16 protein-coding genes are annotated in these 18,985 nt (G+C 61.0%); 6 read left to right on the top strand and 10 right to left on the bottom strand.

Annotated features, from left to right (window positions below; translation table 11 throughout):
- The first annotated feature begins 287 nt into the window (after positions 1-287).
- Entirely contained in the window at positions 288-851 is a 564-nt protein-coding gene (locus tag AC4IHP_RS12740) for a DUF2780 domain-containing protein (RefSeq protein ID WP_490831829.1), read from the top strand.
- 1 nt (position 852) lies between these two features.
- Here AC4IHP_RS12740 and yihG read toward each other — a convergent pair whose 3' ends face one another.
- A complete protein-coding gene (yihG, locus tag AC4IHP_RS12735) occupies positions 853-1,740 on the bottom strand; it encodes a 1-acylglycerol-3-phosphate O-acyltransferase, YihG family (RefSeq protein ID WP_490831828.1) in 888 nt (295 codons plus the stop codon).
- 280 nt (positions 1,741-2,020) lie between these two features.
- Here yihG and rloA2 point away from each other — a divergent pair, with 280 nt between their 5' ends.
- The 4 genes from rloA2 to creD all read left to right on the top strand — a co-directional run bounded on the left by rloA2 (position 2,021) and on the right by creD (position 6,195).
- Positions 2,021-2,527, top strand: coding sequence for a retropepsin-like aspartic peptidase RloA2 (gene rloA2 / locus AC4IHP_RS12730; RefSeq protein ID WP_016772839.1), 507 nt, complete (start codon positions 2,021-2,023; stop codon positions 2,525-2,527).
- Between the two features lie 69 nt (positions 2,528-2,596).
- The gene (gene creB / locus AC4IHP_RS12725) at positions 2,597-3,277 is read left to right on the top strand and encodes a two-component system response regulator CreB (protein ID WP_490831827.1); all 681 of its coding nucleotides are present in this window, start codon (positions 2,597-2,599) and stop codon (positions 3,275-3,277) included.
- A complete protein-coding gene (gene creC, locus AC4IHP_RS12720) occupies positions 3,277-4,695 on the top strand; it encodes a two-component system sensor histidine kinase CreC (RefSeq protein ID WP_490831826.1) in 1,419 nt (472 codons plus the stop codon). The genes creB and creC overlap by 1 nt, the downstream gene beginning before the upstream one ends.
- A 132-nt stretch (positions 4,696-4,827) precedes the next feature.
- The gene (creD, locus tag AC4IHP_RS12715) at positions 4,828-6,195 is read left to right on the top strand and encodes a cell envelope integrity protein CreD (protein WP_490831825.1); all 1,368 of its coding nucleotides are present in this window, start codon (positions 4,828-4,830) and stop codon (positions 6,193-6,195) included.
- Between the two features lie 181 nt (positions 6,196-6,376).
- On the opposite strand, the gene AC4IHP_RS12710 is transcribed toward creD, so the two are convergent.
- From AC4IHP_RS12710 to AC4IHP_RS12675, 8 genes are all read right to left on the bottom strand, one after another.
- Positions 6,377-7,006, bottom strand: a complete 630-nt coding sequence (locus AC4IHP_RS12710; protein ID WP_076564381.1) for a glutathione S-transferase — start codon at positions 7,004-7,006, stop codon at positions 6,377-6,379.
- Between the two features lie 162 nt (positions 7,007-7,168).
- On the bottom strand, positions 7,169-7,348 hold the full coding sequence (locus tag AC4IHP_RS12705) for a hypothetical protein (RefSeq protein WP_460121929.1): 180 nt from the start codon (positions 7,346-7,348) through the stop codon (positions 7,169-7,171).
- Positions 7,345-8,475, bottom strand: coding sequence for a PepSY-associated TM helix domain-containing protein (locus AC4IHP_RS12700; protein ID WP_490831824.1), 1,131 nt, complete (start codon positions 8,473-8,475; stop codon positions 7,345-7,347). The genes AC4IHP_RS12705 and AC4IHP_RS12700 overlap by 4 nt, the downstream gene beginning before the upstream one ends.
- Before the next feature lie 74 nt (positions 8,476-8,549).
- On the bottom strand, positions 8,550-10,976 hold the full coding sequence (locus tag AC4IHP_RS12695; protein ID WP_490831823.1) for a TonB-dependent siderophore receptor: 2,427 nt from the start codon (positions 10,974-10,976) through the stop codon (positions 8,550-8,552).
- A 206-nt stretch (positions 10,977-11,182) separates the two neighbouring features.
- Positions 11,183-12,157, bottom strand: a complete 975-nt coding sequence (locus tag AC4IHP_RS12690) for a FecR domain-containing protein (RefSeq protein ID WP_490831822.1) — start codon at positions 12,155-12,157, stop codon at positions 11,183-11,185.
- Entirely contained in the window at positions 12,154-12,630 is a 477-nt protein-coding gene (locus tag AC4IHP_RS12685) for an RNA polymerase sigma factor (protein ID WP_253505040.1), read from the bottom strand. Before AC4IHP_RS12685 ends, AC4IHP_RS12690 begins: the two co-directional genes overlap by 4 nt.
- A gap of 239 nt (positions 12,631-12,869) precedes the next feature.
- Positions 12,870-13,577: a 3'-5' exonuclease gene (locus tag AC4IHP_RS12680; protein ID WP_490831821.1), complete on the bottom strand. Its 708-nt coding sequence runs from the start codon at positions 13,575-13,577 to the stop codon at positions 12,870-12,872.
- Positions 13,574-15,514, bottom strand: a complete 1,941-nt coding sequence (locus AC4IHP_RS12675; protein WP_490831820.1) for a putative nucleotidyltransferase substrate binding domain-containing protein — start codon at positions 15,512-15,514, stop codon at positions 13,574-13,576. Before AC4IHP_RS12675 ends, AC4IHP_RS12680 begins: the two co-directional genes overlap by 4 nt.
- A 249-nt stretch (positions 15,515-15,763) precedes the next feature.
- On the opposite strand from AC4IHP_RS12675, the gene AC4IHP_RS12670 reads away from it, so the two are divergent.
- Positions 15,764-16,210, top strand: coding sequence for a response regulator (locus AC4IHP_RS12670; protein WP_490831819.1), 447 nt, complete (start codon positions 15,764-15,766; stop codon positions 16,208-16,210).
- Between the two features lie 154 nt (positions 16,211-16,364).
- On the opposite strand, the gene AC4IHP_RS12665 is transcribed toward AC4IHP_RS12670, so the two are convergent.
- Entirely contained in the window at positions 16,365-18,542 is a 2,178-nt protein-coding gene (locus tag AC4IHP_RS12665; protein WP_490831818.1) for a malate synthase G, read from the bottom strand.
- Positions 18,543-18,985: the final 443 nt, after the last annotated feature.

The following is an 18,985-nucleotide window of genomic DNA, read 5'->3' as shown; positions in this document are numbered from 1 at the left end:
AATATGATTTCTAATAAGCGGCAGATAAACGGCATAAAGGATCGCAGCCTCCTGTCGCGCCGACAAAGTTATCGCAGGCGCTGCCGAAGGCCCCCGATTTATTGATTTTCTCCGTTTAACGGACTGCTAAGGTCCCGTTCATCGCGAGGGAACTCGAGTTTCCGGTTTATTTGCCGAGCATGATGACAATGGAGGTGCCGAGCGAGGAACATGCCAACCGATACCCGGTCAAACCGGCAGTTTTGTCGCCGTCGTCCGGCGGCAGCTTTTCCCAAGAGGATGTCTGAATGAAGATTTCACGCGGTTTTGCCCTGGCATCGCTCCTGACCCTGGCCGCCGGGCCGGTGTTTGCCGGTTTCAGTTTGAACGACGTGGCCGGTGCGGTCTCGGGGATGCAGGGTGGCGACAAGGCGGCCGCTGCGGCGCCGACCTCGGAGACCGCTGGTTTGTTGAGTGCTCTGAGTGCGCTGGACGTCACCCCGGAGCAGGCCGTTGGCGGTACCAGCGCGATGCTTGGGCTGGCAAAGAATCAGTTGAGCAGCACCGACTATTCGCAACTGGCCAAGGAAGTGCCGGGTATCGACAAGTTGTCCGGTGGCAGCGGCAATCTGGCGGCGCTCGGGGCTTTGCTCGGTTCGTCCGGCAAGTCCGCAGGTCTTGAAAACGCGCTGGGCAATGTCAAAGACAGCAACGACCTGAACAACGCGTTCAGCGCCTTGGGCATGGACAGCGGCATGATCGGCCAGTTTGCCCCGGTGCTGCTGCAATATCTTGGTCAGCAGGGCGTCGGCGGTTCGCTGTTGAGCAGCCTCGGCAGCATCTGGGGTGTCGGCACCGGCACCGGCAGTTGAGTCAGCGGCGCTCGCCGCGCAGCTCGGCGATGCGCTGATCCTTCTCGGTCCAGAGCTGGTTGACCCAGTTCTGGACACGCTGGCGAAACGCCGGATCTTTCTCGTAATCGCCCTGCCACAGCGCCGGGTCGAGTTCGCGGGTCCTGATGTCGATGATCACTCGCGGCACGTTGCCGCTGATCAGATCCCAGAAGCCCGGGATTTTTTCCTGCGGATACACCACCGTCACATCAAGCATCGCATCGAGCTGTTCGCCCATCGCCGCCAGCACGAACGCCACGCCGCCGGCCTTGGGTTTGAGCAAGTGGCTGAACGGTGATTCCTGCTGGGTGCTTTTCGCCAAGGTGTAGCGCGTGCCTTCCAGATAATTCACCACCGTCACCGGTTGGCGCTTGAACAGCTCGCAGGCGGCTTTGGTGATTTCCAGATCCTTGCCCGCCAGCTCGGGGTTCTTCGCCAGAAATGCTTTGGTGTAGCGCTTCATGAACGGGTAATCCAGCGCCCACCACGCCAGGCCAAGGAACGGCACCCAGATCAGCTCTTTTTTCAGAAAGAATTTGAAGAACGGCGTGCGCCGGTTGAGGGTCTGGATCAGTGCCGGAATGTCGACCCACGATTGATGGTTGCTGACCACCAGATAGGACGTGTCGCGGCGCAGATCGTCGCCGCCGCGAATGTCCCACTGCGTGGGGATGCACAGCTGGAAGATTAGCTTGTCGATCTCGGCCCAGGTCTCGGCAATCCACATCACCGCCCCCGATGCGTAATCCCGCCAGCGCCCGGGTGCAACCAGCTTGAGCAGGGCGAACACCATCAACGGCCCGATCAGGATCAGGGTGTTGAGCAACAACAGCAGGGTGACGAAACAGCCGGTGAGCAGGCGGCGCATAAGCAACTCTATGAAGTGGCAGGGGCGAGCCATGATAAGCAGCTTCGCGCGACAGGCCAAATCAGCGCTGACGAATGTTTCACTTTTTGCCGGGTATGCTTCGCTCAAGATTCGATCTGAATGCACTGGCCTCTTCGCGAGCAGGCTCGCTCCCACAGGGAAATGCATTCCAAATGGGGGAGCGAGCCTGCTCGCGATGAGGACCGAGAAGCGAACGAATAACTCGGGGCGTGTCTAAAACTCCAGTCCGCCGCCCTCAATTTCCAAGGAAGCCCCTTACGTGAAATCCCTCCTTGCTCTGTTTGCCCTCGTCGCGCTGCCGGTCATGGCCGCCGAGCCGACGCTGTACGGTCGCTACGAATACATCGCGCTGCCGGAAATTGGCGGCGAAGTGCTCAAGGCCAAGATGGACACCGGTGCGCTGACCGCCTCGCTGTCGGCCAAGGACATCGAGACCTTCACCCGCGATGGCGAAGACTGGGTGCGTTTCCGCCTCGCCACCAAGGACGCCAGCAACAAGGTCTTCGAGCATAAGGTCGCGCGCATCAGCAAGATCAAAAGCCGTTCCGACGAGGACGATGAAGAGCGCGACAGCAGCGATGTCGCCAAGCGCCCGGTGGTCGATCTGGAACTGTGCCTGGGCAACGTCAAACGCACCGTCGAGGTCAACCTGACCGACCGCAGCCACTTCAACTATCCGCTGCTGATCGGCGCCAAGGCCTTGCGCGAGTTCGGCGCGGCGGTCAATCCGGCGCGGCGTTACACCGCCGACAAGCCTGACTGCTAAGTGGTCTGATTGACGTAACCCCGGGCTTGGGGCACCGTTCGCGCACTAACTGCCACGGGCTCGGACGCCATGCCGCACATCCTGATTGTCGAAGACGAAGCGGCGATTGCCGACACACTGATTTTTGCCTTGCAGGGCGAGGGGTTCAGCACTACGTGGCTGAACCTCGGCGCGGCGGCGCTGGAGCATCAGCGACAAACCCCGGCCGACCTGATCATTCTCGATATCGGCTTGCCGGACATCAGTGGCTTCGAAACCTGCAAGCAGTTGCGGCGCTTCACTGAAGTGCCGGTGCTGTTTCTCAGCGCCCGCGACGCTGAAATCGACCGCGTGGTGGGCCTGGAGATCGGCGCCGACGATTATGTGGTCAAGCCGTTCAGCCCGCGTGAAGTGGCGGCGCGTGTCAAAGCCATCCTCAAACGCATGGCGCCGCGCGCAACCGTGGAAGCAGGCTCAATGCTGTTTCGCATCGATGCCGAACGCGTACAGATCAGCTACCGCGGCCAGCCGCTTAGCCTGACCCGCCATGAATTTCGTCTGCTGCAATGCCTGCTCGATCAACCTGAGCGGGTGTTCAGCCGCGAGCAACTGCTCGATGCGCTGGGCGTAGCGGCCGATGCCGGTTACGAGCGCAGCATCGACAGTCACATCAAAAGCCTGCGCGCCAAGTTGCGCCTGGTGCGCGCCGAGGCCGAGCCGATCCAGACCCATCGCGGCCTCGGTTACAGCTACAGCCCGGGGCACAGCTGATGTCGCTGGGGCTGCGGATCTTTCTGGTGTACGTGCTGTTTGTCGGCCTGACCGGTTATTTCGTCCTCAACACGGTGATGGAGGAAATCCGCCCCGGCGTGCGTCAGTCCACCGAAGAGACGTTGGTCGACACCGCCAACCTGATGGCAGAAATCCTGCGCGACGATTTCAAGGCCGGCACCCTCAGCGAGAACCGCTGGCCGCAACTGCTCCGTGCCTATGGCGAGCGTCAACCGCAAGCGACGATCTGGGGCTTGCCGAAGAACCAGGTCAACCATCGCATCTACGTCACCGACGCCAAGGGCATCGTCGTGCTCGACTCCAGCGGCGTCGCGGTCGGCCAGGATTATTCACGCTGGAACGATGTTTACCTGACCTTGCGCGGCGAGTACGGCGCGCGCTCCAGCCGCAGCGATCCTGACGATCCGAGTTCTTCAGTGATGCACGTCGGCGCGCCGATCCGCGACAACGGCAAGATCATCGGCGTGGTCACCGTGGCCAAGCCCAACAGTTCGTTGCAACCCTACGTCGATCGCACCGAGCGGCGCTTGCTGTTTTACGGTGCCGGACTGATCGGCCTCGGTCTGTTGTTCGGCGCGTTGTTGTCGTGGTGGCTGAGTCGTGCGCTGCACCGCTTGACCGGTTACGCCCAAGCGGTGAGCGAAGGCCGACGCGTGGAAGTGCCGCATTATCGCGGCGGCGAACTGGAGCAACTGGCGACGGCGGTCGAGCAGATGCGCACGCAGCTCGAAGGCAAGGCCTACGTCGAGCGCTATGTGCATACCCTGACCCATGAATTGAAAAGTCCGCTGGCGGCGATCCGGGGCGCAGCGGAGTTGCTGCAAAGTGATATGCCACCGATCCAGCGTTTGCGCTTCGTCAGCAACATCGACAGCGAAAGCGCGCGGATGCAGCAGTTGATCGAGCGCCTGCTCAACCTGGCGCAAGTCGAACAACGCCAAGGGCTGGAAGAACGGGTGGCCGTGCCGCTGGCAGTGTTGATGACGGAACTGCTCAAGGCGCAGGCCGCGCGGATCGAGGGCAGACAACTGCGCGTCGAGCAAGCGATCGGCGAAGATCTGCTGTTGATTGGCGAGCCGTTTCTGCTGCGCCAGGCGTTGGGCAATCTGCTCGAGAACGCGCTTGATTTCACTCCGGCGCAGGGCTTGTTGCGCTTGAGCGCCGAGCGGGTTGGCGAGCAGGTCGAGTTCCGCCTGTTTAACCAGACCACGCCGATCCCCGATTACGCCTTGCCGCGTTTGACCGAACGCTTCTACTCACTGCCGCGCCCGGACAGCGGACGCAAGAGCACCGGGTTGGGGCTGAACTTCGTTGAAGAAGTGGTCAAGTTGCATGGCGGGGTGATGCGCATTGGCAATGTCGAGGGCGGGGTTGAGGTGGTATTGCGCTTGCCTTGAAACCGAGTCGCGGCCTTCGCGAGCAGGCTCGCTCCCACAGGGGAATGCATTCTCCACACAATCTCCATATTCCCCCCACACTGCCACCACAGCGCATCAGCAGACTCCCCCCATCCAAACAGGGAGAGTCCCATGAACAAAAATCTGACCATCAAGCTCGGCGCGATCGCCTTGCTGATCCTGCTGTTGCTGATCCCCTTGCTGATGATCGACGGCATCATCGATGAGCGTCAGCAACTGCGCGACGGTGTGCTCGAAGACATCGCGCGCAGTTCCAGTTACAGCCAGCAACTGACCGGGCCGGTGATGGTAGTGCCGTATCGCAAGGTGGTGCGCACCTGGAAGACCAACGAAAAAACCAACAAGCGCTACGAGGACATCAGCGAAGCGCGTGGGCGGTTGTACTTTCTGCCGGAGCGTTTTGAACTCGACGGCCAAGTCCAGACCGAGCTGCGCAAACGCGGTATTTACGAGGCGCGGCTGTTCCATGCCGATAACCGTATAGACGGGCATTTTTCCCTGCCAGCGCAGTTGGGCATCAAGGAAAACTTTGCCGATTACCAGTTCGACGCGCCGTTCCTCGCCGTCGGTATCAGCGATATTCGTGGCATTGAAAACGCGCTGAAACTCGAGCTCGCCGGCCAGCAACTGGACTTCGTGCCCGGCAGCGAAGTGGCCTGGATCGGCGAGGGCGTTCACGTGACCCTGCCGGCGCTCGACGCCAGCAAAGCCACGCAACTGACCTTCGGTTTCGACCTGCGCCTGCAAGGCACCGGCTCGCTGCGTGTGGTGCCGGTGGGCAAGACCAGCAGCGTCAACCTCGCCGCCAATTGGCCGCACCCCAGCTTCGTCGGCAACTTCCTGCCGGCCAAGCGCGAGATCAACGATCAGGGTTTCAGCGCAGACTGGCAGACCTCTTTTTTCTCCACCAACCTGCAAGAGGCAATGGAGCGCTGCGTCGCTGGCGACTGTGACGCACTCAATGGGCGCAGCTTCGGCGTGAGCTTCATCGATCCGGTGGATCAGTACCTGAAGAGCGACCGGGCGATCAAATACGCGCTGCTGTTCATCGTCCTGACCTTCGCCGGTTTCTTCCTCTTCGAAGTGCTCAAGAGCCTGGCGGTGCATCCGGTGCAATATGCCTTGGTCGGTGTCGCGCTGGCGTTCTTTTACCTGCTGCTGTTGTCGTTGTCGGAACACATCGGTTTTGCGCTGGCGTACCTGCTGTCGGCGAGTGGCTGTGTGTTGTTGATCGGCTTCTATGTAAGCCACGTCCTGCGCAGCGCGCGGCATGGCTTGAGTTTCTCGGCCGGGCTGGCGGCGCTGTATGGCCTGCTCTACGGATTGCTCAGCGCCGAGGATTACGCGCTGCTGATGGGCTCGTTGATGCTGTTCGGTCTGCTCGGGGTGTTCATGGTGCTCACGCGCAAACTGGACTGGTACGGGATTGGTTTGAAGCCGGCCAGGCCGTTGGAGTTTGATGTGGAGGCGATGCAATGAGCGGGTTGCGAGCTGAGCGCAGGGAAGTGGCGGTTTTGCTGACGCTGATTGTTGCAGCGCTGCCGCCAGAACCGAGGTGGTGCATTCCCGAGCAGGCTCGCTGCCACAAGGGATTCGGGTATGGCATCCATCCTGTGGGAGCGAGCCTGCTCGCGAAGAGGCCGGAACAGGCAGCGCAGCTTTAGGGCTTGGGCATCGTCGCCACCATGGACGGTCGCTGACTCACCTCGAAATACCAGTTGGCCAGTTGCGGATTGGCCGCGCGCCAGTCCATGTCCGGGAAACGCAGGTCCAGATAGCCCAGCGCGCAGGCCACGCTGATCGCCGCAACATCGAAATGGCTGGTCAGCTCGGCAATCGCTTCGCTCTCGAGCACGGCGAGGGCGCGGCGGATCTTGTCGCGCTGAGCGTTCAGCCATTCGTCCCAGTGTTTTTCCACCGGGCGCAGCACGGTTTCATAACGCACCATCACCGAGGCATCCATGATCCCGTCAGCCATCGACGCCAGCGTCAGGCGCCGCCAGCGCGCCGCACCTTCACGGGGGATCAGCGGATTGCCGACGTGCTGCTGATCGAGATATTCAAGGATGACGCGGCTGTCATGGATGACATTGCCATCGGCCAGACGCAGGGCAGGGATTTTGCTCAACGGGTTGTCGGCGATCAGCGCCGGGTCCGGGCTGACCGGGCTGAGCACACAGTCCTGCAGCGCGACACGATCCTGCTGACCGGTTTCGTGCAGCAGCACCATGACTTTGCGGACAAAGGGCGACAGGGTGTTGTGGTACAGGGTCATGCTGGGGGCGGACATGGCAAGGTCTCGATCAGGACAATGATCGGGCAGCATAGCCTGCTCGCGGCCGGCGCAGAACCCATGTGGGAGCGAGCCTGCTCGCGAAGGCGTCGTGACAGTCGACTTTGATGTTGAGTGTCCGGGCGCTTTCGCGAGCAGGCTCGCTCCCACAAGGGTTTTTCAGCTTCGCGGCAGAAAACCTCTTATCGCCAGAAATGCCGGCACGCCAAGCCCGACCCAGCTCAAAGCATCCCAGACTCCATCCCCCAGCAACGCCGCAAACAGCCCTGCGGCACTGAGCAGGGCGATCACGATCGGTGTGCTGAAGACTTTCCAGAAACTCGACTGACGCGGCTTCATGCCGAGGCCTCCGCCGTTTCCAGTACAGGCTTGGCCGCCTTGCGCCGCACCACCCACAAATACACACCACTGGCCAGCACGATGATCGTCAGCACATCCATAGTCGCCCAGAGAATCTTCATCGGCATGCCGCCGTAGTCACCAAAATGCAGCGGCTGCGACATGCCCATGGCGTCCATGTACCACGGCCGCTCGGCCACAGCTGTCACTTGCAAGGTCGTGGCATCGATCAGCACCGGCGTCAGCAGGTGCGAGGTCAAATGCGTGCCGCCCTTCATGAACACCGAGTAATGGTGCTCACTGGAAAAGCGTGTGCCGGGGAAGGCGATGAAATCCGGTTTCATCCCCGGCGCCACTTCTTCGGCGATGTCGAGCAAACGCGTAGCCGGGGCCAGTTGGGTCAACGGCGGCGCATCGCGATACGGCGCGATCAGGGTGGTCAGTGCATCGTTGCGCCACGCAGCAATGAGTAGGTCGGCGCAGGCGCTGATCACCCCGGTCACGCCTACCACCAGGCACCAGGTCAAAGTGACGACGCCGATCAGGTTGTGCAGGTCGAGCCAGCGCAGTCTTGTCGACTTGTCCTGACGCACGGTGCCGAATTTCAAGCGGCGCATGAACGGCAGGTACAGCACCGTGCCGGAGACGATCGCCACGACAAACAGCAGCCCCATGAACGCCAGCAGCAGCTTGCCCGGCAGCCCGGCGAACATGTCGACGTGCAGGCGCAGGATGAACAGCATCAAGCCGCCGTTGGCCGAAGGGGTTTCCAGCGCTTCGCCAGTGCGCGCATCGAGCATGAAGGTGTGCGAGGAGTTCGGCTCGGTGTCGGCCGTCCTGGCCATGATCGCGAATGCCGCGTTCGGCTCTTCGTCGTCATAGCCGAAGTACTGCATAACTTCGCCCGGGCGATGCTTCTGCGCGGCATCGACCAGTTGCTGCAGGTTGAGTTGCGGCGTGTCGGCCGGCATCTCGCGCAGTTCCGGGGCGTTACCCAGCAAATGATCGATCTCGTGGCTGAAAATCAGCGGCAGACCGGTCAGTGCCAGCATCAGCAGAAAGACTGTGCAAATCAGGCTGGTCCAGGTGTGGATGAATGACCAGCGGCGGATGGTTTTACTTTTCATTGCATGACCTTCAAAAACACCAAAGCCGTCCGGTACGGACGGCCTGGGAACGGGGCCTGTTTCAGCTCACTGGCTTACCACTTGTAAGTGGCGCTGGCGACGACACTGCGCTGGTCGCCGTAGTAGCAGTAGAAGCTGTCGCAGGTGGAAATGTAGTCCTTGTCGAACAGGTTGGTCGCATTCACCGCCAGCGACGCACCTTTGAGGCTATTGTCCAGACGGCCGAGATCATAATGCACGCTGGCGTCGAACACGGTGTAGGCGTCAGCCTTGCCCAGCCAGGTGTTGGCCTTGTCGCCGTAGGTATTGCCGGTGTAACGCACGCCAGCGCCAACGCCGAAACCGTCGAGCACGCCGCTGTGCCAGGTGTAGTCGGTCCACAGCGAGGCTTGCTGGTTGGGCATCAGTTGCAGGCGGTTGCCCTTGTCGACGCCTTTCTGCACTTCGGACTTGGCCAGGGTGTAGGCGGCGATGACTTTGAGGTTATCGGTCACGTCGGACACGGCTTCCAGTTCCAGGCCTTTGACCTTCACTTCGCCGGTCTGGCTGGTCACTGAAACGTTGTTGACGAAGGTGTTCACCGCGACGTTCTTCTGGGTCAGGTCATACACGGCGGCGGTCAGCAAAGTCTTGCTGCCCGGTGGCTGGTATTTGATGCCCAGTTCCCACTGCTTGCCTTCGGTCGGCTTGAGCGAACCGGTCGAGGTGGCATCGGCGCCGGTGGTCGGCTGGAAGGATTCGGCGTAGGACAGGTACGGCACGAAGCCGTTGTCGAAGACGTAGCTGAGCGCCGCGTTGCCGCTGAACTTCTTGTCACGCTGAGTGTTGGTGGCGTCGCTCTGGTTGATGAATTGGGTGCTGGTGTGCACCCAGTCCTCTCGGCCGCCGAGGGTCAGGCGCCACTGGTCGAGAGCCATCTGATCCTGCACGTAGAGGCCGGTCTGGTAGGTCTTCTGGTTGTAGTCGTAAAACGCGGTGGAGCGCGCCGGACGTACGATCGGCTGGCCGTAGATCGGGTTGATGACATTGGTTTGCAGACCATCGCCAAAGATCGAGGTGTAGTTGGTGTTGCTGCGCTGGTGATCCAGACCCAGCAGCAAGGTGTGGCGAACCTCACCCGTGGCGAAGTCGGCCTGGAAGTTGTTGTCCACGGCAAACTGGCTGATGTCTTCGTCGACGCTGGTGCTGGTTCGGCCGACGTTGCCCTCTGCATCCACGGTGGTGAACGGGTAGGAACCGGGTGTCAGCGACTGGAACGACAGGTCCGACTTGGTGTAGCGCAGGTTCTGTTTGAACTGCCAGACATCGTTCAACCGATGTTCGAAGGCGTAACCCAGCGCGTAGTAGGTGCGGTCGTAGTATTCCCAATCCGGATCGCCAAGATTCTTGTGATGGGAAATATCACCGAGCGGCGATTTGATCTTCGTGCCCTGGATCGGCAGAAACTGGCTGGTGATGCCGGTGTCATCGCAGGTGAACTGGCTCAGCAGAGTGAGTTTGGTGTCGTCGTCGATGTTCCAGGTCAGGCTTGGCGCGATGTTGTAGCGCTTGTTGTCGACGTGGTCGACCTGCGTGCCGCTGTCGCGCACCACGCCGCTGAGGCCATAGAGAAACTGCCCGGCGTCGTCGATCTTGCCGGTGCTGGCGAAGTTGATCTGGCGGTGATTGTCGCTGCCGTATTGCAACTGGATTTCGCTGCTGGCCTCGGCACTCGGGCGGCGGCTGACCATGTCGAGCAAACCGCCCGGCGGGGTCTGGCCATACACCGACGAGGCCGGGCCACGGAGCAGGGCGAGGCGGTCGAGGTTCCAGGTTTCCTGTTTCGGGTTGGCGTACACGCCTTTGGGGAGCGGCAGGCCATCGAGGAACTGGGTCGGTTCGAAACCGCGCACACGCAGCCAGTCGGCACGCGTGTCGCTGCCGTAGCTGCTGGCGGTGATGCCCGGCATGTAGCGCACGGCGTCATCGAGGCTGTGCACGCTGCGGTCGTCCATCTGCTGACGGGTCGCCACCGAAATCGAACGCGGTGCTTCGACCAGTGCGGTGTCGGTCTTGGTGCCGGCGGCGGTGCGGGTCGCGGTGTAGCCTGCGACCGGGCCCCAGGCACTTTCGAAGTTTTCGACGCCGATGACCGAAGTTTCCGGCAGGGCCAGCGTGCCTTCTGGCACGGCCACAAGGGTGTAAGTGCCGGCGCTGCTCTGTTCCAGTTGCAGACCGGTGCCGCGCAACGCCGCGCGCAGGGCGCCGGCGGCATCGTATTGGCCGTTGACCGGTGCCGAGGTCTTGCCGGCGGCCAGCGCCGGATTGAGCGACAGGGCGAGGCCGCCCTGGCTGGCGATCTGGTTCAGGGTGGTCGACAGCGGCGCCGCCGGCAGGTTGTAGGCGCGTACGCTGGACGCTTGCTCAGCGGCGAGCAACGGGCTGCTGATCAGCGGCGTGCTGAAAGCGATGGCAAAAGCCAGCAGACTGGGGCGCAACAAGGTGTCTGGCGAACGGGACATACGGCGGCTCCTGAATGGAAATATTTCTCAATTGCCTGTGTGCCGGATGAGATTGGAAAAGTGATAGGGCGGGGTGGAAATTCTTTTTTTGTTGGAAATGGTTGTGCGGCTGATGGCGCCTTCGCGAGCAGGCTCGCTCCCACAGGTGATCGCATTCCAATGTGGGAGCGAGCCTGCTCGCGAAGGCAGGTTTTCCTGCGGGCGCATTACTCAGGCTTGATATCAGCCTTCGCCACGGTGACCCAATACGGCGTATGCCGCTCGATCTGCACCGGCAGGGTCGGCAGCAATGCACTCAGTGCCTTGTCGGTGTCATGCAACGGAAAGCTGCCGGTAATGCGCAGATCGGCCACTTCCGGCGCCACGCCCAGATGCCCGCGACGATAGCGCCCCAGCTCGTGCACCAGATCGCCCAGCCGTGCGTTGTCCACCACCAGCATGCCCCGGGTCCAGGCATCGGCGCCGGGGGCGAGGGCGGCAATCGAGCCCAGCCCGTCACTGCGCAGCAGCACCTGCTGGCCTTCGCGCAGAATTTGTTCTTGCGGGTTGGCTTGGGCATGCGCCGCCACCGCTGACTGCAACACGCTCAGGCGTGTGCCGTCGTCCTCGCGCTTGACCAGAAACCGCGTGCCCAGCGCGCGCATGCTGCCTTCGCGGGTTTCGACGATAAACGGCCGCGCATCGCCATGCCCGGTCTCAACGAGAATTTCGCCTTCCTGCAGCACGATCAAGCGGCGCTTGTCATCGAAGCGCACGTCGACCGCGCTGTGGGTATTGAGATTGAGCAGGGTGCCGTCGGACAGACGCACGGTGCGCTGTTCGCCAGTGGCGGTGCGTTGATCGGCGAGCCAGTAATCCAGCGGCAGATAGCGCTCGCTGACAAACAGCCCCAGACCGATGATCACCACGACACTGGCCAGCCCGCTGCCGAGTTTGCGCACGCGCCGGCGAATGCCTTCGCGCGATTGCAGCAACGCACTTCGGGCCGGGCCCTTGGCGACGCTGAAGCGCTGATCGAGCATGCCCAACTGACGCCAGGCGCGGGCATGTTCTTCATGGGCGGCATGCCATTTGGCGAATTCTTCGCGCTCCAGCGCGGTGCTCGAATCGAGGGTCAATTGCCAGGCAATCGCCGCGTCCAGCACGTGCGCCGGCACCGGCCGCGAACTGGCCGCGGTCATGTCGGTTCACCGTACAGGGCGATGTAGCACTGACGCAGCCCTTGCGCCAGATACTGCCGCACGCGCGGCACCGAGACGCCGAGTTTGCCGGCAATCTCGGCGTGGCTGAGGCCGTCGAGGCGGTTATACAGGAAAGCCGCTCGGGCCTTGGTCGACAGTTTGCCGAGCAGGCGATCGATGGCTTTGAGGTCGTCGAGGATCATTTGCTGTTCTTCCACCGACGGTTGTTCGCCTTCGGGGATCAGCATCAGTTCGGTGAGGTAGGCCTGTTCCAGCGCAGCGCGGCGGAAGTAGTCGAACAACAGGCCTTTGGCGATCGCCACCAGAAACGCTCGAGGTTCGCGCGGTGTCAACAACTCGTCGCGGTTGAGCAGGCGCACGAAGGTGTCCTGGCTCAGGTCCTCGGCACGCTGCGGACACGCCACATTGCGCCGCAACCACGCCAGCAGCCAACCGCGATGGTCGCGATACATCGCACCGACGAGCTCACTGTGGGGGTTGGGCACTGACGACACCGGACATCACCGATTGGGAAATGTTAACTAACGAGAATAGTTCGCGATTCTGGCAGAGGTGGGAATGGTTAGCAATTGGCCACTGGTCAGGTGATATGGATGCATGCCTCTGTAGGAGCTGCCGCAGGCTGCGATCTTTTGATCTTGCTGTTTACAAAATCAAAAGATCGCAGCCTGCGGCAGCTCCTACAGGAGGACTAGAAAGAATGACTTTGTTGCCTGCGCTTCCACTGACTCAACCGCTGTTGCAGATTCAAAGGACTGAGAATCTGCTGCCCCCGCGCGCGGCTGAACAGAATCAGTGCCAGTTCCGCCGTGGCCAGCGCATCGGCACTCGCGTTATGCCGTTCGAACACTTCGAGCCGGAACCACTCGATCCACTCATCCAGCCCCGCCTCGCGGATCTGCGCCTGCGGACATAACAGCGGCGCAATGTCCGCGACATCGAGAAATACATGCTGCAGCTTATACCCCAAGTGTTCTTTCACTGCGCGCCCGAGCATGTGCTGATCGAACGGCGCATGAAACGCCAGCACCGGACTGTCACCGATAAACTCCAGCAACTCCAGCAACGCCTCGGCCGGTTCGCTGCCAGCGGCAATCGCATTCGGCCCCAAGCCATGAATCAGCACACTGGGGCTGAGCTTCAATTCGCGACATTGCAAGGTGCGTTCGAATTGTTGGCGGAAATCGATTGCGCCGTCCTCGATCACCACCGCGCCGATCGACAGAACCCGATCCTTGTTCATATTCAGGCCGGTGGTTTCCAGGTCCAGCACCACCCAGCGCTGCTCGCGCAGGTCGCATTCGCTCAGCTCGGCAAGCGCCGGCAGCTTCGCCAGCCGCTGCTGCAAATCCGCCGACACCACGGGGCTGGCCGGGCGCAACCAGGAAAACAGGCTCATAGCTGATACCGCAAGGTCAGGCTGCTTTGCAGGCGCTGCGCCTGGCGCAGGGATTCACGCAGGATGCGTCGGTCGAGGTGATTGAGGCTGTCGGGATCGACGCGGTTGGAATACGGCTGATTCTCTCGGGTCTGCAGCTGATGCTGCTGCATGCGGGTCTGCTGAATGAAGTGATAGGCCTCTTCATAGGCCGCGCCGTCGAGTGGCTCGATGACCTCTTTATCGACCAGTTGGCGAAAGCGTTCCAGGGTGTTATTGGCGTCGATGCCGTTGGCCAGCGCCAGCAAACGGGCGCCGTCCACGAACGGCGTCAGGCCCTGAATTTTCAGATCCAGCGTGGCCTTCTCACCGTTCTTGCGTGCCAGCACGAACTCACGGAAGCGCCCGACGGGAGGGCGATTACGCAACGCGTTCTCGGCCAGCATGCGCTGGAACAAACGGTTGTCGGCGACCTGATCAAGAATGCCCTGGCGCAATTGCTCGCAGCCTTGCTCATCGCCCCAGACCACGCGCAGGTCGAAATAAATGCTCGAGCCCAGCAGGTTCTCCGGCGTGGCTTCGCGGATAAACGCCGCGAAGCGCCGCGCCCATTCGGCCCGCGACAGACACAGCTCGGGATTGCCGGCCATGATGTTGCCCTTGCACAGGGTGAAGCCGCACTGCGCCAGGCTGTGGTTGATCTGCTGGGCGATCGGCAGCAGCTTGCCGCGAATCTCCGCCGCGTGTGCTGCATCGCGCGCGTCGAAGAGAATGCCGTTGTCCTGGTCGGTGTGCAGCGTCTGCTCGCGCCGGCCCTCGCTGCCGAAACACAGCCAACTGAACGGCACACCCGGATCGCCTTTTTCCGCCAGGGTGAGTTCGATCACCCGGCACACCGTGTGATCGTTGAGCAGGGTGATGATGTGGGTGATCTGCGTCGATGACGCGCCGTGGGCGAGCATGCGCTCGACCAGTTGGCCGATCTCGCCGCGCAGGGTCACCAGTTGTTCGACCCGCTGCGCGCTGCGGATGGTCCGGGCGAGGTGCACCAGATCGACCCGTTGCAGGGAGAACAGATCACGCTCGGACACCACGCCGCACAGGCGCTGATCCTTGACCAGGCAGACGTGAGCAATGTGCCGCTCAGTCATGGCGATTGCCGCATCGAAGGCGCTGTGATCCGGCGACAGATAAAACGGTGATCGGGTCATGTGCTGTTCGATGGCGTCGCTGAAATCACCGACACCTTCGGCGACCACATGGCGCAAATCGCGCAAGGTGAAGATCCCCAGCGGCGCCTTGTGCTCATCCACCGCGACGATGCTGCCGACCTGTTGCTCGTGCATCAGCTTCACCGCTTCACGCAGCGGCGTATCGGCACTGCAGGTCACCGGATGACGCATCGCAAGTTCACCAAGGCGGGTGTTGAGCGAGTACTGAGTGCCGAGGGTTTCCACGGCTTTTTGCTGGACTTGCTGGTTGACCTGATCGAGCAGGCTGCTCACCCCGCGCAGGGCGAAGTCGCGGAAGGCGCTGGAAAGGGCGAACAGTTTGATGAACGCCAGTTTGTTCAGTTGCAGGCAAAAGGTGTCTTCGCCCGCCAGGTGTTCGGTGCGCGTGGCGCGCTCACCGAGCAGCGCGGCCAGCGGAAAGCATTCGCCAGTGGTGATTTCGAAGGTGGTCTCGGTGCCGGGTTTGGTGATGTGCTGGCGTTCGCCGACCACCCGACCCTGTTTGACGATATGAAAATGTTCCACCGGGCCGTCCGCCGGTTTGATGATGCTCTTGCCCTGGGCAAAAAAACGCAGCTGACATTGCTCCACCAGATAGGCGAGGTGGGCGTGTTCCATCTGATTGAAGGGCGGGAAGCGCTGAAGGAATTGCAGGGTGCCCTGAATGTTCTGCAATACCGCGGTTTTCCCTGCCTGGGTGAAGGCGTCCGCTTTGCTCATAACCATTACCGCAGTCTTTTTCGAATTGTTGTTGTCGGATCGTTGCGGCCATGGTCGACCCCGGCGGGCAGGGTGCCCATTGGACGTAAGTCTAGGTTTTGCCACCATTGGCCGATTTTCGGAAATAACCTACGCAAAAGCTCGGAAAAGCTTGCCCTAAGCACTTGGAAAAAAATCCGACGAAGTGCACATTGAAGCGCTGTCCGGCGATGTCTGACGACTTGCCAGGGATTGTTTGAACACTTAGAGAACGCCATGTCCGACCACGATATTTTGAGCGACGCCGAGCGTGAAGCGCTCAGCGCAGTAATGCTCGAACCTGATCTGCCGCCGCAGCGTGTCCTGATTGTCGACGACGACAAGGATGCCCGCGAGCTGTTGTCGGAGATTCTCGCGCTGGACGGCATTCGCTGCATGACCGCAGCCAGCGGTGAAACCGCGCTGAAAATGCTAGAGGAAAAACCTTTGATCGGTCTGGTCATTACCGATCTGCGCATGGGCAATGTCGATGGCCTCGACCTGATCCGCCAGGTGCGCGAATCGGTGCGGGCAGCGATGCCGATCATCATCGTCTCCGGCGATGCCGACGTGAAAGATGCGATCGAAGCGATGCACTTGAGCGTGGTGGATTTTCTGCTCAAGCCGATTGATACGAGGAAGTTGCTTGATTTGGTGAAACACGAATTGGGGATTGAGCCCTGAATATTTGAGGATCAAAAGATCGCAGCCTTCGGCAGCTCCTACAGGTGATCTCATGTAGGAGCTGCCAAAGGCTGCGATCTTTTGACTTTGCGTTTAGAAAAAAAGGCCCTGATCTCTCGATCAGGGCCTTTTTCATTTCCAGCGTCAGCGCACATTACAGACCATTCGCGGCCTTGAACTCACGACGACGACGGTGCAGCACCGGCTCGGTATAGCCATTGGGCTGCCTGGTGCCTTCGATCACCAGTTCGACCGCCGCCTGGAAGGCGATGTTGCTGTCGAAGTCCGGTGCCAGCGGGCGATACAGCGGGTCGTTGGCGTTCTGACGGTCGACCACTGCCGCCATGCGCTTGAGGCTTTCCATCACTTGCTCTTGGCTGACGATGCCGTGGCGCAGCCAGTTGGCGATGTGCTGGCTGGAGATGCGCAGCGTCGCACGGTCTTCCATCAGGCCGACGTCGTTGATGTCCGGCACTTTCGAGCAGCCGACACCCTGATCGATCCAGCGCACCACATAACCGAGAATGCCCTGGGCGTTGTTGTCCAGTTCGTTCTTGATCTGCTCTGGTGTCCAGCTTGGGTTCACTGCCAATGGAATGGTCAGGATGTCATCCACCGAGGCACGGGCACGTTTGGCCAGTTCGGCCTGACGCGCAAACACGTCAACCTTGTGGTAGTGCAGTGCGTGCAACGCAGCGGCGGTTGGCGACGGTACCCACGCTGTGTTGGCACCAGCAAGCGGGTGAGCGATTTTCTGCTCGAGCATCGCGGCCATCAGATCCGGCATCGCCCACATGCCTTTACCGATTTGCGCGCGACCTTGCAGGCCGGTGCTCAGACCGATATCGACGTTCCAGTTCTCGTAGGCGCCGATCCACTTCTCGGCCTTCATGTCAGCCTTGCGCACGACAGGGCCGGCTTCCATGGAAGTGTGGATTTCGTCGCCGGTGCGGTCGAGGAAACCGGTGTTGATGAACACCACGCGCTCGCTGGCCGCCTTGATGCAGGCCTTGAGGTTGACCGTGGTGCGGCGCTCCTCGTCCATGATCCCGACTTTCAGGGTGTTGCGCGGCAGGCGCAGGACGTCTTCGATGCGCCCGAACAGCTCGTTGGTAAACGCCGCTTCTTCCGGGCCGTGCATTTTCGGTTTGACGATGTACACCGAACCGGTGCGGGTGTTGCGCCGCGAAGTGTTGCCGTTGAGGTTGTGCATTGCTGCCAGGCAAGTCACCAGACCGTCGAGGATGCCTTCCGGCACTTCGTTACCTTGGCTGTCGAGGATCGCATCAATGGTCATCAGATGGCCGACGTTGCGCACGAACAACAGCGAACGACCGTGCAGTGTCACTTCACCGCCATTGGGCGCGGTGTAGGTGCGATCCGGGTTCATGGTGCGGGTGAACGTCTGGCCGCCCTTGGACACGGATTCCGCGAGGTCGCCCTTCATCAGGCCGAGCCAGTTGCGGTAGATCACCACTTTGTCGTCGGCATCGACGGCGGCCACGGAGTCTTCGCAGTCCATGATCGTGGTCAGCGCCGCTTCCATGAGAATGTCTTTGACCCCGGCGGCATCGGTCTGGCCGACCGGAGTGCTGGCATCGATCTGGATTTCGAAGTGCAGGCCGTTGTGCTTGAGCAGCACCGCGATCGGTGCGTTGGCGTCGCCCTGGAAGCCGATCAACTGGGCGTCATCGCGAAGGCCGCTGTTGCTGCCGCCCTTGAGCGTCACGACCAGTTTGCCGTCAGCGATCTTGTAGCCGGTCGAGTCGACGTGGGAGCCCGCGGCCAGTGGCGCGGCTTCGTCGAGGAAAGCACGGGCGAAGGCGATGACTTTGTCGCCACGCACCTTGTTGTAGCCTTTGCCTTTTTCCGCGCCGCCGTCTTCGCTGATCGCGTCGGTGCCGTAGAGGGCGTCGTACAGCGAACCCCAGCGAGCGTTCGAGGCGTTGAGCGCGAAGCGCGCATTCATCACCGGCACGACCAGTTGCGGGCCAGCGGTGCGGGCGATTTCATCGTCGACGTTTTGCGTCGTCGCCTGGAAATCAGCCGCTTCTGGCAGCAGATAACCGATCTCTTGCAGGAAAGCTTTGTAGGCCACGGCATCGTGCGCCTGGCCGGCATGCTGCTGATGCCAGGCATCGATGCGCGCCTGGAAGTCATCGCGTTTGGCGAGTAGGGCTTTGTTCTTCGGCGCCAGGTCGTGAATGACCTTGTCGGCACCTTCCCAGAATTGTTCGGCGGTGAGGCCGGTACCGGGAATGGCTTCGTTGTTCACGAAGTCGAACAGGACTTTGGCGACCTGCAGGCCACCGACTTGAACGTGTTCAGTCATTGCTTGCCTCACTCTGCTCAGCTATTTCGCTTTTCAGCTCGTCAATTTAACAATGAAGCTTCCGGCCATTTAAACCACAAACCTGCCGACCAGTACATGCCATTGCTGGCGGCTGGGCTAGGACCAATCAACGGCTTGGAGGCCTTGCTGACGGGGCTTTCAGGGTTGCGAAGGGCCTTGGGCAGACATCGATCCAGCGTTATGTAGTGCGCGCTGCGGCATACTACATGATGAGTTGCGCTTGTGAAAATCAGACTAATTACGTCGTTCTGCGACCTCATGACGCATTGCGGTCACGTCGCGGAACGGGATGTTCTCAAAAAAGCATTGGATTGTTCCAGTTAAATATCGAAAGTTGTACACGATTTGTCTTTCGTGCAGATCCCCAGTGCTGTCATTTGCGAGCAGGCTCGCTCCCGCAGAGGATTGCGTTCCAAATGTGG

The sequence above is a fragment of the Pseudomonas sp. UF-293 genome, assembly GCF_058245595.1.
The sequence above is the reverse complement of the archived record's forward strand: the minus strand, read 5'-3'. Positions and strand labels throughout refer to the sequence as shown.

Coding starts and splice junctions, on each gene's coding strand:
- AC4IHP_RS12690 (WP_490831822.1), bottom strand. CDS start 12,157: ATGACCGCGGCCAGTTCGCGGCCGGTGCCGGCGCACGTGCTGGACGCG.
- yihG (WP_490831828.1), bottom strand. CDS start 1,740: ATGCGCCGCCTGCTCACCGGCTGTTTCGTCACCCTGCTGTTGTTGCTC.
- AC4IHP_RS12700 (WP_490831824.1), bottom strand. CDS start 8,475: ATGAAAAGTAAAACCATCCGCCGCTGGTCATTCATCCACACCTGGACC.
- AC4IHP_RS12740 (WP_490831829.1), top strand. CDS start 288: ATGAAGATTTCACGCGGTTTTGCCCTGGCATCGCTCCTGACCCTGGCC.
- creD (WP_490831825.1), top strand. CDS start 4,828: ATGAACAAAAATCTGACCATCAAGCTCGGCGCGATCGCCTTGCTGATC.
- AC4IHP_RS12685 (WP_253505040.1), bottom strand. CDS start 12,630: ATGTATCGCGACCATCGCGGTTGGCTGCTGGCGTGGTTGCGGCGCAAT.
- AC4IHP_RS12670 (WP_490831819.1), top strand. CDS start 15,764: ATGTCCGACCACGATATTTTGAGCGACGCCGAGCGTGAAGCGCTCAGC.
- AC4IHP_RS12705 (WP_460121929.1), bottom strand. CDS start 7,348: ATGAAGCCGCGTCAGTCGAGTTTCTGGAAAGTCTTCAGCACACCGATC.
- creC (WP_490831826.1), top strand. CDS start 3,277: ATGTCGCTGGGGCTGCGGATCTTTCTGGTGTACGTGCTGTTTGTCGGC.
- AC4IHP_RS12695 (WP_490831823.1), bottom strand. CDS start 10,976: ATGTCCCGTTCGCCAGACACCTTGTTGCGCCCCAGTCTGCTGGCTTTT.
- AC4IHP_RS12680 (WP_490831821.1), bottom strand. CDS start 13,577: ATGAGCCTGTTTTCCTGGTTGCGCCCGGCCAGCCCCGTGGTGTCGGCG.
- AC4IHP_RS12675 (WP_490831820.1), bottom strand. CDS start 15,514: ATGGTTATGAGCAAAGCGGACGCCTTCACCCAGGCAGGGAAAACCGCG.
- AC4IHP_RS12710 (WP_076564381.1), bottom strand. CDS start 7,006: ATGTCCGCCCCCAGCATGACCCTGTACCACAACACCCTGTCGCCCTTT.
- creB (WP_490831827.1), top strand. CDS start 2,597: ATGCCGCACATCCTGATTGTCGAAGACGAAGCGGCGATTGCCGACACA.
- AC4IHP_RS12665 (WP_490831818.1), bottom strand. CDS start 18,542: ATGACTGAACACGTTCAAGTCGGTGGCCTGCAGGTCGCCAAAGTCCTG.